Here is a 16,576-nt window from a genome sequence, read left to right as displayed (position 1 = left end):
TGTGTGACCTCACTTGTTTAAAGGGGGAATTTGTTGATGAATTTTGATGAGATGAAAAAAAGGTATCAGCCATCAGAAGAGAAAAAAATCGTTTATCGTAAATATGGCAGAAAAGTTATATTCACAAGTAGTCCATTTATCGCGCTATTTATTAGCTCACTATCAATCGGTAACGTTTATGCAACAGGAAATGATTTACAAGATACATTGACTAATGAAACTAATTTTACATTTGAGACTGTTGAAAATATGGCATTCTTTACCAATGATTCTGGGGAATTTATTCCACGACCAGAAGGCATGTCGCCCAATGCCACAAATGTGTACAACAGAATTGTTAAGCCTGTTTTTGATAAGGCTGAGTTGGTTAGCAATGAAGAAGGAGTAATGGACAAGATTAATTCGGTTTTGGAAGTTAGAGCTGGCGATCAATTGAACAACAAAAAAGAACTTGAAGCTGCCGTTGGAGAATTGGATACACTCATCACTAAACTGATAGATGCCCGTAGAGCTGCGGTGAGAAAAGCGAATACTGCGATGGCTACTGACTTTAGAGAAAATCCAAGTATCGAAGCAACTTATCAAAACTATTTAGGAACTGCTTACCAAACTTTATTTGACGCAACTAAAGCTGCTGGAACCTCACCTACAGTAACAACGGCAGAATTGATTGAATATGCGAGTGTTTTTGAAAACCTTACGCTAGATATTATGGCAGATATTATGGAATACGGAACAGAAGGAGGACCTCTTTCCGATCAGTGGGTAGCGAAAGCGAATGTTACCTATAGTTATGTGGATACGTTCGGGAATCCAATTGCTGAGGACACAACCGCTGAAGGAGAAGTAGGTGCAGCAGTTCCTGAGAATAAATTGGAGATTCCTAACTATACCTTCAAGGAAGTTCAAGCAGGTTCGTCCGAAACCGTTTTAGAAAATGATGCGTCAAGAGTCACTTATGTTTATGAAGGAAATCCAACCACGGTTACCTATCGTTACGTAAGTGATACGGGCAAAGAACTAACGGCTGATGAAGTTAACTCGGAGTATCTAGTGGGTCAGGCAATTATTGCCCCTGAAGCAAAGACTTTTGAGCAGTATACCTTTGCTAGAAGAGAAGGAGATACTATTGCCCAGCCTAATGGTTCATCGACCATTACGTATATCTATGAAGGGAACGACTCAACAGTTACTTATCGATATTTGAATCAACACGGAGATGAAGTCCATCCAACTGTAACGTATACTCAACGTTTTGATGATACTGTTGCCAACAAGGAAGAAGCAATCCCTGGCTACGATCTTGTGGAAACCGATAGTAATTCAGAAACTGTTCTGGCAGATAACCAAACAGTCGTTACCTATATCTATGAGGGGCAAGCAAAGACGATTTCTTACACGTATGTCGACAGAAATGGCCAAACAATTTATACAGACACTGAATCAGTAAAGGTTGGCGACACGATTACAGAAAAGATTCAAGTGGTTACTGGCTATATCTATGTAGAGAAACAAGGTGGATCGTCAGAGGGAATCATTGGTGCGGAAGATACACCAACAATTACCTATGTATATGGTAAATTAGGCCAATACGTTCTTGAAAAAGATGGAGAAGAAACGCTTATTGACTATGTCAATGACCCAGAGGATGCAAGTGGGATTCTGGAAGGACCTGAAATTCCTTATGAACCTGGCTATGTAGCGACACAAGATGGAGAAGAATTAGAGCTGATCGACGAAACGGACCCTAGCCTAGGGTATACGAAAAGGGAAATAACCAATCCAGAACAAGATACAAAGATCACTTATGTAAAAGATGATGATTCAGATAGTGACTCGGATGCCGACAGCGATTCGGACTCCGACAGTGACTCAGATTCAGACTCGGATAGTGATTCGGATTCAGATAGCGATTCAGACTCGGACAGCGACTCTGACTCGGATTCAGACAGCGATTCAGATTCGGATAGTGACTCAGACTCAGATAGCGATTCAGATTCGGATAGTGACTCAGATTCGGATAGTGACTCAGATTCAGATAGCGACTCAGACTCGGATAGCGATTCAGACTCCGACAGTGATTCAGATTCAGACAGCGATTCGGACTCGGATAGTGATTCGGACTCAGATAGCGATTCAGATTCAGACAGCGATTCGGACTCGGACAGCGATTCAGACTCAGATAGCGACTCGGATTCAGATAGTGATTCGGACTCAGATAGCGACTCAGACTCGGACAGCGACTCTGACTCGGATTCAGACAGCGATTCAGATTCGGATAGTGACTCAGACTCAGATAGCGATTCAGATTCGGATAGTGACTCAGATTCGGATAGCGACTCAGACTCGGATAGCGATTCAGACTCCGACAGTGACTCAGACTCAGATAGCGACTCGGATTCGGATAGTGATTCGGATTCAGACAGTGACTCAGACTCGGATTCGGACAGTGACTCAGATTCAGACAGCGATTCAGACTCGGATAGTGACTCAGATAGTGACTCAGATAGCGATTCAGATAGCGATTCAGATAGCGATTCAGATTCGGACAGCGATTCAGACTCAGATAGCGACTCAGATTCGGATAGCGATTCAGATTCGGATAGTGACTCGGACTCAGATAGCGACTCAGACTCCGACAGTGACTCGGATTCAGATAGCGATTCAGATTCGGACAGCGATTCAGACTCAGATAGCGACTCAGACTCAGACAGTGACTCGGATTCAGACAGCGATTCGGATTCGGATAGTGACTCGGACTCAGATAGCGATTCAGACTCCGACAGTGACTCGGATTCAGACAGTGACTCGGATTCAGACAGCGATTCGGATTCGGATAGTGACTCGGACTCAGATAGCGATTCAGATTCGGATAGCGACTCAGATTCGGATAGCGATTCGGACTCGGATAGTGATTCAGATTCGGACAGCGATTCAGATTCGGATAGTGATTCGGACTCGGATAGTGATTCAGATTCGGACAGCGATTCAGACTCAGATAGCGACTCAGATTCGGATAGTGATTCAGATTCAGACAGCGATTCGGACTCGGATAGCGACTCAGATTCGGACAGTGACTCGGACTCGGATAGCGATTCAGATAGCGATTCGGATTCAGACAGTGATTCAGACTCGGATAGTGACTCAGATTCAGACAGTGACTCGGACTCGGATAGCGATTCAGACTCAGATAGCGACTCAGATTCGGACAGTGACTCGGACAGCGATTCAGACTCAGATAGCGATTCGGATTCAGACAGCGATTCGGATTCAGACAGCGATTCAGACTCAGATTCGGACAGTGACTCGGACTCGGATAGCGATTCAGACTCAGATAGCGACTCAGATTCGGATAGCGACTCAGATTCGGACAGTGACTCGGACTCGGACAGCGATTCAGACTCGGATAGTGATTCAGATTCGGACAGCGATTCAGACTCAGATAGCGACTCGGATTCAGATAGCGACTCGGACTCGGATAGCGACTCAGATTCAGATAGCGACTCAGATTCGGATAGCGATTCGGACTCGGATAGCGACTCAGACTCAGATAGCGATTCAGATTCGGATAGCGACTCAGATTCAGATAGCGACTCAGATTCAGATAGTGACTCAGATTCAGACAGCGATTCAGACTCAGATAGCGACTCAGATTCGGATAGCGATTCAGATTCAGACAGCGATTCGGACTCGGATAGCGACTCAGATTCGGACAGTGACTCGGACTCGGATAGCAATTCAGATTCAGATAGCGATTCGGATTCAGACAGTGATTCAGACTCAGATAGCGACTCAGATTCGGATAGCGACTCAGATTCGGACAGCGATTCAGACTCGGATAGTGATTCAGATTCGGACAGCGATTCAGACTCAGATAGTGACTCAGATTCGGACAGTGACTCAGATTCAGACAGCGATTCAGATTCAGACAGTGACTCAGATTCAGACAGCGATTCAGACTCGGATAGCGACTCAGATTCGGACAGCGACTCGGACTCAGACAGTGACTCAGATTCAGATAGCGATTCGGACTCGGATAGCGACTCAGATTCGGATAGTGATTCGGACTCGGATAGCGACTCAGATTCGGATAGTGATTCGGACTCAGACAGTGATTCGGACTCAGATTCAGACAGCGACTCAGACTCGGATAGCGATTCAGACTCAGATAGCGACTCAGATAGCGACTCAGATTCGGATAGTGATTCAGACTCGGATAGCGACTCAGATTCAGATAGTGACTCAGATTCGGATAGCGACTCAGACTCGGATAGCGACTCAGATTCAGATAGCGACTCAGATTCAGACAGTGACTCGGACTCAGACAGTGATTCAGACTCAGATAGCGATTCGGATAGCGACTCAGATTCAGACAGCGATTCGGACTCGGATAGCGACTCAGATTCAGACAGCGATTCGGACTCGGATAGCGACTCAGATTCAGATAGCGACTCAGATTCGGATAGCGACTCAGACTCGGATAGCGACTCAGATTCAGACAGTGATTCAGATTCAGATAGCGATTCGGACTCAGACAGCGATTCGGATTCAGATAGCGATTCGGATAGCGATTCAGATTCAGACAGTGATTCGGACTCAGATAGTGACTCAGATTCAGACAGTGACTCAGATTCGGATAGCGACTCAGATTCGGATAGCGATTCGGACTCAGATAGTGACTCAGATTCGGATAGCGATTCAGATTCAGACAGTGATTCAGACTCGGATAGCGACTCGGACTCAGACAGCGACTCGGACTCAGACAGCGACTCAGATTCGGATAGCGATTCGGATAGCGATTCGGATTCAGATAGTGACTCAGATTCGGATAGCGATTCAGATTCGGATAGCGATTCAGATTCAGACAGTGATTCAGATTCAGATAGCGACTCGGACTCAGACAGCGACTCGGACAGCGATTCAGACTCGGACAGTGACTCAGATTCGGACAGCGATTCAGACTCAGACAGCGACTCAGATTCAGATAGTGATTCAGACTCGGATAGCGACTCAGATTCAGACAGCGATTCAGACTCGGATAGCGACTCAGACTCAGATAGTGACTCAGATTCGGATAGCGACTCAGACTCAGATAGCGATTCAGACTCAGATAGCGACTCAGACTCAGATAGCGACTCAGATTCGGATAGCGACTCAGACTCAGATAGCGACTCAGATTCAGACAGCGATTCGGATTCGGATAGCGATTCAGACTCAGATAGCGACTCAGATTCAGACAGTGATTCAGACTCGGATAGCGACTCAGATTCAGATAGCGACTCAGATTCGGATAGCGATTCGGACTCGGATAGCGACTCAGACTCAGATAGCGATTCAGATTCGGATAGCGACTCAGACTCAGATAGCGACTCAGATTCAGATAGCGACTCAGATTCAGACAGCGATTCAGACTCAGATAGCGACTCAGACTCAGATAGCGACTCAGATTCAGACAGCGATTCGGATTCGGATAGCGATTCAGACTCAGATAGCGACTCAGATTCAGACAGTGATTCAGACTCGGATAGCGACTCAGATTCAGATAGCGACTCAGATTCGGATAGCGATTCGGACTCGGATAGCGACTCAGACTCAGATAGCGATTCAGATTCGGATAGCGACTCAGACTCAGATAGCGACTCAGATTCAGATAGTGACTCAGATTCAGACAGCGATTCGGATTCGGATAGCGATTCAGACTCAGATAGCGACTCAGATTCGGATAGTGACTCAGACTCGGACAGCGATTCGGACTCGGATAGCGACTCAGATTCAGACAGCGATTCAGATTCGGATAGCGATTCAGACTCAGATAGCGACTCAGATTCGGATAGTGACTCAGACTCGGACAGTGACTCAGATTCAGATAGCGATTCAGACTCGGATAGTGACTCAGACTCGGACAGCGATTCAGACTCAGACAGCGATTCGGACTCGGATAGCGACTCAGATTCAGACAGCGATTCAGATTCGGATAGCGATTCAGACTCGGACAGTGACTCAGATTCAGATAGCGATTCAGACTCGGATAGTGACTCAGATTCAGATAGCGATTCGGACTCGGACAGTGACTCGGATTCGGACAGTGACTCAGACTCAGATAGCGATTCAGATTCGGACAGCGACTCAGATTCGGATAGCGACTCGGATTCAGACAGTGACTCAGATTCAGATAGTGATTCAGATTCGGATAGCGATTCAGACTCAGATAGTGATTCGGACTCAGATAGCGACTCAGATTCGGATAGTGACTCAGATTCGGATAGCGATTCGGATTCAGACAGCGATTCAGATTCAGATAGCGACTCAGATTCAGACAGCGATTCGGACTCAGATAGCGATTCAGATTCGGATAGTGACTCAGATTCGGATAGCGATTCGGATTCAGACAGCGATTCAGATAGCGACTCAGATTCAGACAGCGATTCGGACTCAGATAGCGATTCAGACGAGGATGTTGATTATGACGATTGGGTAGTTACTCCACCAACACTGAATCCAAATTACGTAGGTGGTTCTGTGATTACTGGGTATGTGCCTAATCAGAATACGGATTTCGATAGATACTACACCATCGATCTTTATATCAATGGTCAATTATTTATTGCTGATTTTGCTGTGACTCCTGGAAGCAGCTTCTCGATTGATTTGAATGATTATATTCAGAATCTCGCGCGCTTAGTAGGGATTACCTTGGAAGATGGCGATGTAGTTGAAATTGTTTTGAAGGGCCATCAGCCTGGAGAAGAACAAAAAGAAAGTGAAAAGGTGAAGGATATCGTGAAGTCTGATGGTGATTCAGATTCGGATAGCGACTCGGATTCGGACAGTGATTCAGACTCGGATAGCGATTCAGATTCGGACAGTGATTCGGACTCGGATAGCGATTCAGATTCAGACAGCGACTCGGATTCGGACAGTGATTCGGACTCGGATAGCGACTCAGACTCGGATAGCGACTCAGATTCAGATAGTGATTCGGACTCAGATAGCGACTCAGACTCGGACAGCGATTCGGATTCAGATAGCGATTCAGACTCGGATAGCGACTCAGATTCAGACAGTGATTCAGATACGGACAAACCGACTCCGAAGAAGGGACCTTCTCAGACAGTGAAAGCTGGTTCATTACCGAAGACAGGGACCGAAGTGAAAGAAGCAGCCTATCCAGCTGCTGGTTTGGGCTTGCTTGGACTTGGCTTGCTTGGACTGAAGGACAAGCTGAAGCGTAAGAAACGCAAGACCAAAGATACAATTGATGAATTTTTCGATCATGAAGAGTAGGAAACAGTAAGGAAACGAACGATCTCTCTAGAACTAAGAATTAATCTTTTTAGACGGATCGTTCGTTTTTTTCAATCGTATGGCTTTTTTTTTACAGAAAGGGAAGATATGAAGAAAAAAATCGTTCAGTTTTGTTCTTTTTTGCTGATTGTTGTCGGACTTTTTCTTCTATTTAATAAACCGCTGATCAATTATTTTATAAAGGATACGGGTGCAGCTTATGACATTGGACATCTATCGAAGCAGCAATTAGCGAAGAACAAACAGAAACAGGCGCCCTTTGATTTCGATCAAGTGAAGTCGCTCAGCTCAGAGGCGGTTGTGAAATCACAACTGGCTGGACGAAAAAAGGAGCTGCCAGTGATTGCGAGTATCGCGATTCCTAGTGTGAAGATTCGGCTGCCGATTTTTAAAGGATTATCCAATGAAGGGTTGTTATATGGTGCCGGGACTCTGTCACCTGATCAGGAAATGGGAACAGGAAATTATGCCTTGGCCAGTCATCGTTCGGATCAAGCGGAGCTTTTGTTTACACCGCTTGAAGAAATTCAGTTGGGAGATGTGATCTATTTAACGGATCTATCCAGTGTTTATACCTATCAAACGGTGCATAAGGAGAAAGTCCGTCCAACGCAGACGGAAGTGTTGGCGATCGTTCCAGAGAGGAAGCTGTTAACGTTGATCACTTGTGGGGATTTGTATGCGACGAGTCGTTTGGTGGTTCAAGGAGAATTGGTTGACGTTCAACCCATGAAGCGACTGTCGAAGGAAGCCGCCCAAGCTTTTCAACTGCCGATTCGATCCTATTGAGAAAGAAACAAAAACAGGAGGCACTGCTTGGCTGAGAAAATGGAACAGGTTCAACAAACAGAAGAAAAACAGCGCGTGGCCTTGCACCAGCATTCGGCGATGACCGAAAGGCTGCAGGAGCATTTTATAAAAACATTAACGAAAAAGGAGCAACAGCTCTTTCATTATTTGCAAACGACCAATGGTGGCATTGTTTCCCGCGAGGAACTGTGCGACTACCTCTGGAAAGAGCCGTTGAACCATTCGCGCATGTCCCAGCTGTCTGTGTTAGTGAAAAAGATCAAAGAGAAGCTGGCAGCAGCTGGTTTTAGTGACGATCTTTTACAAACGATTTGGGGCAGCGGGTATTGTTTGACCCCAGAGTTTTCAATGAGTCTTGTGGAATGACCCACCAACAAAGGAAAGACAAGGAGTGTATGTGTATGAATAGGATACTGATTCTTACCAAAAATATATTGGCTGAGCAGCAGCTGCAAAAGCAGCTGCAATTATTAAACTACGAAGTGTTTTGTTCCGCTGAAACCTTCAATAATCATCGGATGCTTTCGATCGTTCAATTTTTCCCCATCGTCTTGTTGAGTGAAACAATGAGTAATCTAGAGGTGAGTAAAATTATTGCGGCCCTTAGTGAAGGTAAAAATATGGCGCTTCGCCTGACTTCTGAAAGCGAACGCAATGAAGAAGAAAAAGAAGCCGGTATTTTTGGCTATCTGTCAAAAGCACTTTCATTTGATAGCATGCGGGAAAAATTAGTCTTGTTGCAAAGTACTTATTACGAAGAACGGCTAGAAAATAAAAGCCAAGAATGTCCGCCGGTTCAGAGAATGGAGAATCGGACGTTGGAAACCGCAACGGGACGGATTTATTTCTCTAAAAAGGAAGAGCGGCTGTTTCAGCTGTTGCTAGAGGCACAAGGGGGAATGCTTTCTCGTGCTGAAATCTGTGAAGTGCTGTGGTCGGAAGGTGAAACCGATTCGAATCGCAGTCAACTCTCTTGTATTGCCACTAAGATTAAAAGCAAGTTCAAGAAAATCGGCTACCAAGGGGATTCCCTCATTACGAAATGGGGACAGGGCTATGCCTTGGCACCGGAATTTTTCGTCTATCTGACAACGGGTCAGAATGATAGCGGGTATGCAGAATATTCGGGAATGGCTGAGCGGCTAAGCCCAATGAGTGTCTAACGATTGAGTCAGAAGACAACTAAGAGAAACGCTAGAATTGAGGTGGCAAATGAGAGCCATTGTGATGGATATCGATAATACCTTTTGTGAGAAAAAGGGTGAGAAGGAATATACCGATCTTGAGCCAATTCAAGAAGTGGTGGATCAAATGAAGCAATACAAGGAAAAGGGCTACACAATTATTTTGTATACCGCCAGACAAATGCGTACCTATCAGGGAAATGTGGGATTGATCACGGCAAATATGGTGCCTGTGCTTACAGAATGGCTGGAGAAATGGGCGATTCCTTACGATGAACTGCATGTAGGGAAACCTTGGTGTGGTCAAGGCTTCTATGTCGATGACCGGGCCATTCGTCCCAGTGAATTCCTGGAATGGACGGAAGAAGAAATTTTACAACGAATTGAGGATGACCGATGGAAGCAGTGATGATTTTAAATACGAAAAAGATTTCGGCAAATATGCAGACACGCTTTGGATCGATCTACCCGCTGATGCTGCCTTTTGAGGAGGGCACAATCGAGGATAGTTTGTTAGAACAATACCGTGAGAAGGACGTTGTATTTATTCTATCTGATCAAAGTCAGGCAGAAGCGAATGAGTTAATTAAACAACGGTCAGAGTCAGTTTATGAGCTGTATTTAACGGATAGCGAGAGTCGCACATTATTTCAAGCCGTCAGTAATGGCTTGCGTCGGATGTTGTCCTTTGTAAACGATGATTTTCATTTGACGATTCACTTTGGCGATACGATTGTGAAGGAGAATTTCTTTGCGGCAAAAGACTTCATTGTGATTGGTCAACGGGATAACGTGACACCGTGGACCAGTGTGGTTCGTGAAGATGGGGAGCTGCTCTTCAGTAGTAAAAATGATTCTTCGCAGGACAAGCCGACGGACCAGCTGGTGGCGGGAGTTTTTGGCTTTCGCAGCGGACAAGTATTTCACGACTGCGTACCCTTACTGTCGGGAAAATATGATCGGTGGGAAAACCACAAAGATGACAGCCGCTCCTTTTATGAAGCCATTAAGCAGTACGACAAAACGGATCACTTAGTCGAATTAATTTCAACCGATGCGTGGCTGGACTTAGGCCATGAGAGGGAGTACTTAGAAACGAAAAAACTGGTTCAAGCGCGATTCTTCAACTCGATTACGATTGACGACCAGCGTGGAATCTTAACCAAGAAGAGTGACGATACCACGAAGCTGATACACGAAATTGAATGGTACATCAAAATGCCGGAGGCGCTGCAGTTCTTTACACCTCGTATCTACAATTATTCCTTGGATCAAAACCAGCCATGTGTGGAGATGGAATATTATCCCTATGAAACCCTGCATAATCTATACATCTACGGAAATTTAGAGATCAGTGATTGGGAAAAGATTATGAACAAGCTGATGTTTGTTCGTCAGGAAATGAAGCAGCACTCTGAGAAGAAGCAGCTGGACCCGCAGGACTTGAAGGCTATTTACTACCAGAAAACCGTGGATCGAGTCGAACGTTTGATGGAAGATCCAGCGTTTCAAGTGTTCTATGAAGCAGCACCAACGATTAATGGTGTGACCTATCAGCCAGTCAAGGGAATGATGGAGCGATTACTTAGTTTATTGGAACACCATCAGTTAATTAGTGAAAAACCCGCTTCAATCATTCATGGCGACTTTTGCATGAGTAATATTCTGTTTGAAGTAAGTAATCAGCTGGTGAAGCTGATTGATCCGCGGGGTAAATTCGGTTCTTTCGATATTTATGGCGATGATTTCTATGATATTGCCAAAATTATGCACAGCTTTGAGGGGGCCTATGACCACATTATTACGGATCAATTCAGCTTAGCGGAAAAGTCTGCGATGGTTTATTCCTACACGATTCATAAAACAGCTTTACAACAGGAAATTACGGGATTGGTTAACAAGAGTATTGCCCAGCTGTATCCAATCGAACAGGTTCGTTTGATTGAAGGATTGTTGTTCTTGTCGATGATTCCCTTACACGCGGATTATCCAGAGCGGCAGAAGGTGATGTTTGGGCAGGCGATGAAGCTTTTGGCACCGTATTTGAAAGGATTTTAATTATGCCCTTAACCAAATATACTGATCGACTAGGTGATTTTTTAGAGGAACATCATGTTTACTTTGGCATTAATAAATTTAGGCGCTTAAAAGAAGGAGCACCTTTACGCTATCCTACGAACTTGAAAATTGAACCTCATTGTGTTTTTGGAGTAGGAAATACTCTCACTTCAATGGGGACTTGTTCTTATAGCCATAGCAGGTTGACTGAATTTACTACAGTTGGACGCTATTGTTCAATTGCACCGAATTTTAAGATTATGGGTGTACAGCATCCTATTGAACGATTTACTACCTCAAATATTTCTTATTCTGTTCATCCAGCTAATGTAAGTGTACCGCTAGCTGCTGGAACTGAGAAAGGAAATTTTCAAGCCATTCCGTACAAGCAGATTCCTTCAGGAGTACAAATTCAAAACGATGTTTGGGTTGGCGATAACGTAACTTTTAAACAAGGTATTGTCATTGGGCATGGTTCAATAGTTGCTACGGGTGCAGTTGTCACCAAAGATGTTCCGCCGTATGCGGTAGTTGGTGGTGTACCGGCCAAAATTCTGTATTATCGCTTCAGAAAGCCGATTATTGAAAACCTGCTGGACTTGAATTGGTGGGATTATTGCTATTGGACTTTTGATGGGATCAAAGCTAGTGATGGTATCGAATATTTTATTGATAGGATTCAGGAGATGAAGGTACAGAATAAGTTGAAAAAGGTATCTGAGTTGACTGTTGTTACAGCTGAAGACATCCGAAAATACACCTAAAAGGATGCACCTGGTAAACGTTTGATTAGATAGGAATAAATTACGGAACCGAAATTCCGTTAGGTAAGTTTTGGGCTGCCAAGAATAATCCTTACTCAAGGCGGAAAGTAGATACATGGAGGAAACGAATGAAGGTAATTATCACGATGGCTGGTCGAGGCAGCCGTTTTACTAAACAAGGCTATACACAGCCTAAACATGAAATCATGGCTGGGGAGCGCAGCTTGTTCTCTTGGGCAGTCGGATCATTGAAACAGTTTTTTGACGAAACGTTTCTTTTTATTGTCAGAAAGGGCAGCTATTCTCCAGAGTCTTTAAGAGAAGAAATTGTGCGATTGGGAATTAAAACTTATGAAATTATCGAATTGGCTGAAGTGACGAAAGGGCAAGCCGATACGGTTATGCAGGTAGCGAAACTTATAGATAAGGATGAAGATATTCTGATTTACAACATTGATACAACCATTAACCCTGAATGTCTTTCCAAGGAGGCCATTCTTCAAGGGGATGGCAGTGTTCCCTTATTTAAAGCAGAAGGCACTCACTGGTCCTTTGCCAAACTGGATGAAACTCAGGAAAGGATTACAGAGATGGCTGAAAAGCGTCCGATTTCTTCTTGGGGTTCGGTAGGATTATATTACTTCCACCCATGGCAGGATTTCTCTGAAGCCTTTGAAGCAATGTCCGCTCAATTATTGGATGAGTATGGCGAGATTTATATTGCCCCTTTGTATAACTATTTGATTGAGCAGGGGAAAACTATTCATCCGGTATTTTTACCTCAGAACAGTTATGCGGCATTGGGGACGCCAGAGGAGTTAGAAATATTTATCAAAAATAATGCGTACTTTGTGGAGGAAAGCTAAATGATGCACTATTCAAAAGACAATCGCACATCGATCGACTATACAACGGAAACAGAACCAATTGGAGACAAAGGACTAGGCAGTTTATTGGTTCTTTTACAGGTGCTTCAGGCAGTGGAAGCAGGTGAGTTATTACTGACTGACCAAGTCAAAGTGAATGAGGTAGTCGCTAAAGAAAAGCGTTCACCGAATGCGGTTCAATTTGATGAGGGCGAATTTATTTCTTTAAGCGAATTGATTCGACTGCATGTTTGTACGATGGGACCAGACACCAGCCTATTGTTAGCCAAGCTGTTTAGAGAGCAAACGAAAAAAAGTTGTCAAAAGGCAATTGATGCCTTTGTTGTTGAACATGAATTAACGGAAAACTGTTGTAAAAATATCTCGGGACGGAAAAAAAGAAACGATCCTCAAAGCTATACCATCCAAGATGTAAAGAAAATCAGTGCAGCGTTCATGGAGCTATCGAAGGAATTATTGGCTTATTTTATCGACATCGAATGTGTTCACAAGGGCAAACTGTTTAAGAAGCAGGGACATCTGGTGGGTGAACGAGAAGTAGGCTATCGAATTTCATGGTTAAACAACAGTATCGCATTTGATGAGCACACACTGGTAGTTGTTTTAGAAGCAGAAAATACGTTTGAATTGGACCAGCAGCTTCTAAAACTGTGGTTTGAAGAAGACTATGAAGACATCAGTATTGAAAAACTAGTAAAAGAAAACAAAAAACAAAAAACGTTTCGGAAAAAGAACGTCACTATGACAGTCGTTGGAGACACGTATTTAGGAGAATGGTATTCCGAAAGAAGAATCAAACGGAATCAGTGGGATCCGTTGACTGAAGAAGGCTATGATTATTCCTTTGAGAAGGTCCAATCTTTCTTAGATGAAGCAGATTTCACTATTGCCAATTTGGAAGCTGTTTTGGTGGATGATCCGACCGTATCTCCAATGAAAAGGAAAAAGAAATTTGTGCTGGGGGCAAAAGCAGACATAACCGCTGAAACCTTCAAAAAGCATGGCATTGACTTAGTGACCCTAGCTACGAATCATACCAACGACTTTGGTCGCGCGGGCATCCTATCCACACTCGCTGCCTTGAAAAAACAGAAAATTGCGGCAATTGGTTCGGGACATACCTCTCTTGAAGCACTTTGTCCCTATCGGTTAAAAACTAAAAGCCAGGACCTATTCATTTTTAACGGTTATTGGTTTAGAAATGGGCAATACAATGAGTTTGGCATGTATGCCCAAGGGAATCACTTAGGAGGAAATTGTTTATCTCAACAATTATTCCGCACGATTCAACGAACAAAAGAGGAATTTCCTGCCTCCAAAGTAATCGTTCTTTGCCATTGGGGGATTGATTTCCAACACATTAATCCAACACAACGTTTCTTAGCACGACGCTTAGTCGAAGCAGGTGCGGACTTAATTATGGGGCACGGTCCTCATGCGATTCAACCCATTGAACAAGTCGATGGCGTGGATGTTCTTTATAGCTTGGGCAATTTTGTCTTCAATAGTAATGGCGAGTTTGACACTCATCTGGAGGCAGTTCCTTATGGCATGGTTACGCAGTTGAAGCTTGAAGATGACCAAATGATTCTTCAGGCACAGATGATTTATGCTGAAAATCAACTAACCAGATGGCAGCCTCGGAAAGTGGATATGGAGGATTTCAATCGAATCCTAGAAACCTGGGGTGAAGCCAACCTGCAAGAACTGGGCTGGCAGATCAATCGAGAAGACGGCACACTGACAAAACAAGTGTGTTAGGAGAGGAAAACAAGATGAAGAAAACGTGGGCTGTCATGTGTGGCGCTATTCGGGAAGAATTGGAAGTTCGATTAACCATCGATAAGCTCTTGAAGATGAGAGCAGCCAAAACAATCGAGGGTATCCTGTTGAGTACTTGGCAGGGTGAGTTTGACCGCTTTCCAGAATTAAAACAGGAATTAGAAGAAAATCACATAAAAATTATCGAACAACCGCCATTAGAAAGACGGGTGGATTTAAACAGAAGTACCTCCATTAATTATATGCGGCAAGCCTTGCAGTTTCAGGCGGCACTGGATCATTTGCCAGCGGATTGTTTTGTGTTGAAGGTACGAACCGATCGTGCATTGAATCATATCAAGAAGTTTGACGCCTATTTAACCAAAGAGCCTGAACGGATTGGGAATACCTTTTCTAAAGGAGGTCATCAAAGAGAGATGCCTGCAGTCTTTGACTACAAAATTGCCGTTATCGGTGCCAAAACCCATCGTATCTTCAACTTCAGTGATTTTGTTTTTTGGGGACATGCGAAGGATGTTAGAAAATTGGTGAATTTTGACATCGCGGAATTGTATGTCAGTCGTGATTTAGTAGCCAATACTCAATGGTTCGTTTATCCAATTCTGCGACAATTTCCGATCATTCGTGATTATTTCCGCCTGATTAACTTTAGACCTCTGATTAAGGGGATGAAGGAATACTTTGAACGAGACGAGGCAGAGGATTATTTTCCAGCATTTTTCTATCGTGTGTATGCCGCGTATTTACTGATTCAGGCACATTACTTTGATTTGGTGGAGGTCAATGGCAATCAGTACGAGACGACCTGCCATTTCAAAGATCTGTTTTTAGATAAACGACCAAACGGTATTCTTCACGGTCCTTTAGGAAGTGTATTGATGAACAATCAAGTAGTACACAGCTTTTTAGATGCAGAGACGTGCAGCGGCGAGGCTTCAGACGATTCATTTCGCCAAGCACTGTGGTCAGAGGAATTATTCAATGCAGCGACCAATGAAGAATTTGATGAGTTGAGAATCTTTGCCAAAAACAAAGGCTGGGGCTTATCCGCTAATTGGCTGAGAGAGAGAAATTGGCGAAAGAAAGTAGCGGAACAAAAACGGGAGTATTCAGAGCCTGTACTGACCTATCAGTTTGTTGGTTTAGACGAAGAAGAGAATCATGAACTCCTCGAAGCATTAAAAGACAAGGAACGAGTGGATGTCTTTTTATACAATTACTGGCTGAACCATTCGAAGCTAGATTTTTCTTCAGCTGAACAAATGGTCCTGCCGTTTGGTCGGACGCAAAATCAGAATGCCTTGTTGATTTTATCGCGCATGTTGCGCAGGGGCATGATCACTGATTCAAAGACACAAGAAAGTCTGGAACATCTGATTCAGGTGTCCTTTGATGTTCAAGTACAAAGAAAAACAGCGAATATCAAGACCTGCCAGTATATGCTTAACCGGGTATTGTCCTTACACTCAGAAAAAACAAACCAGGATTTCTATTCTGACAGCCGGACTCGGTTTATTTTGGATCGTTATTTAGAGAAAGCAGAGTTTGAGGCAGTGATGCGTGCTCAATTTTCTTGTAAGGAGCTAGCGAACTATCTGTATCAGTTATCTGATGAGTACTTAGAAAAAGGTCGAGATATCCGGGCGCTGAGGCTTCTTGAATTAGGGACCGAAGTGGCACTAACTAATCAATCTATGACTAAGATGTTAACGATCTATGAAAAACGAAGAAACAAGGAGAATGCCACGCTTACCAAAAAAGCGCTGCTTTCTTTAACGAGATAAAA

At 43.9% G+C, this 16,576-nt stretch carries 10 protein-coding genes; all 10 read left to right on the top strand.

Annotated features, from left to right (window positions below; all coding sequences use genetic code 11):
• Nucleotides 1-36: 36 nt before the first annotated feature.
• The 10 genes from IGI46_RS22185 (at nt 37) to IGI46_RS22140 (ending at nt 16,574) form a co-directional block, all read left to right on the top strand.
• Nucleotides 37-7,284: a MucBP domain-containing protein gene (locus tag IGI46_RS22185; RefSeq protein ID WP_429974296.1), complete on the top strand. Its 7,248-nt coding sequence runs from the start codon at nt 37-39 to the stop codon at nt 7,282-7,284.
• A 108-nt stretch (nt 7,285-7,392) separates the two neighbouring features.
• Nucleotides 7,393-8,094, top strand: a complete 702-nt coding sequence (locus tag IGI46_RS22180; protein WP_429974295.1) for a class A sortase — start codon at nt 7,393-7,395, stop codon at nt 8,092-8,094.
• A gap of 27 nt (nt 8,095-8,121) precedes the next feature.
• Nucleotides 8,122-8,481 (top strand): winged helix-turn-helix domain-containing protein, encoded by a 360-nt coding sequence (locus IGI46_RS22175; RefSeq protein ID WP_429974294.1) that lies wholly within the window; start codon nt 8,122-8,124, stop codon nt 8,479-8,481.
• A 35-nt stretch (nt 8,482-8,516) separates the two neighbouring features.
• Nucleotides 8,517-9,278: a helix-turn-helix domain-containing protein gene (locus tag IGI46_RS22170; RefSeq protein WP_429974293.1), complete on the top strand. Its 762-nt coding sequence runs from the start codon at nt 8,517-8,519 to the stop codon at nt 9,276-9,278.
• A 49-nt stretch (nt 9,279-9,327) separates the two neighbouring features.
• On the top strand, nt 9,328-9,708 hold the full coding sequence (locus tag IGI46_RS22165; protein ID WP_429974292.1) for a capsular biosynthesis protein: 381 nt from the start codon (nt 9,328-9,330) through the stop codon (nt 9,706-9,708).
• Entirely contained in the window at nt 9,696-11,357 is a 1,662-nt protein-coding gene (locus tag IGI46_RS22160; protein WP_429974291.1) for a hypothetical protein, read from the top strand. Before IGI46_RS22165 ends, IGI46_RS22160 begins: the two co-directional genes overlap by 13 nt.
• A 2-nt stretch (nt 11,358-11,359) precedes the next feature.
• Nucleotides 11,360-12,121 carry a CatB-related O-acetyltransferase gene (locus IGI46_RS22155; protein WP_429974290.1) on the top strand — a complete coding sequence of 254 codons (762 nt, stop codon included), beginning with the start codon at nt 11,360-11,362 and terminating at the stop codon, nt 12,119-12,121.
• 128 nt (nt 12,122-12,249) lie between these two features.
• Nucleotides 12,250-12,987 (top strand): glycosyltransferase family 2 protein, encoded by a 738-nt coding sequence (locus IGI46_RS22150; protein WP_429965691.1) that lies wholly within the window; start codon nt 12,250-12,252, stop codon nt 12,985-12,987.
• Nucleotides 12,988-14,769, top strand: coding sequence for a CapA family protein (locus IGI46_RS22145; protein WP_429974289.1), 1,782 nt, complete (start codon nt 12,988-12,990; stop codon nt 14,767-14,769). It begins immediately after the preceding gene.
• Between the two features lie 14 nt (nt 14,770-14,783).
• The gene (locus IGI46_RS22140) at nt 14,784-16,574 is read left to right on the top strand and encodes a hypothetical protein (protein WP_429974288.1); all 1,791 of its coding nucleotides are present in this window, start codon (nt 14,784-14,786) and stop codon (nt 16,572-16,574) included.
• The last annotated feature ends 2 nt before the right edge of the window (nt 16,575-16,576 follow it).

Source organism: Enterococcus sp. AZ163 (assembly GCF_050498925.1).
In the GTDB taxonomy this organism is placed as follows: domain Bacteria; phylum Bacillota; class Bacilli; order Lactobacillales; family Enterococcaceae; genus Enterococcus_A; species Enterococcus_A ferrettii.
The sequence above is the reverse complement of the archived record's forward strand: the minus strand, read 5'-3'. Positions and strand labels throughout refer to the sequence as shown.

Excerpts from the sequence above, each read along its gene's own strand:
- IGI46_RS22185 (WP_429974296.1), top strand. The coding sequence starts at position 37 with ATGAATTTTGATGAGATGAAAAAAAGGTATCAGCCATCAGAAGAGAAA.
- IGI46_RS22180 (WP_429974295.1), top strand. The coding sequence starts at position 7,393 with ATGAAGAAAAAAATCGTTCAGTTTTGTTCTTTTTTGCTGATTGTTGTC.
- IGI46_RS22170 (WP_429974293.1), top strand. The coding sequence starts at position 8,517 with ATGAATAGGATACTGATTCTTACCAAAAATATATTGGCTGAGCAGCAG.
- IGI46_RS22165 (WP_429974292.1), top strand. The coding sequence starts at position 9,328 with ATGAGAGCCATTGTGATGGATATCGATAATACCTTTTGTGAGAAAAAG.
- IGI46_RS22160 (WP_429974291.1), top strand. The coding sequence starts at position 9,696 with ATGGAAGCAGTGATGATTTTAAATACGAAAAAGATTTCGGCAAATATG.
- IGI46_RS22155 (WP_429974290.1), top strand. The coding sequence starts at position 11,360 with ATGCCCTTAACCAAATATACTGATCGACTAGGTGATTTTTTAGAGGAA.
- IGI46_RS22150 (WP_429965691.1), top strand. The coding sequence starts at position 12,250 with ATGAAGGTAATTATCACGATGGCTGGTCGAGGCAGCCGTTTTACTAAA.
- IGI46_RS22145 (WP_429974289.1), top strand. The coding sequence starts at position 12,988 with ATGATGCACTATTCAAAAGACAATCGCACATCGATCGACTATACAACG.
- IGI46_RS22140 (WP_429974288.1), top strand. The coding sequence starts at position 14,784 with ATGAAGAAAACGTGGGCTGTCATGTGTGGCGCTATTCGGGAAGAATTG.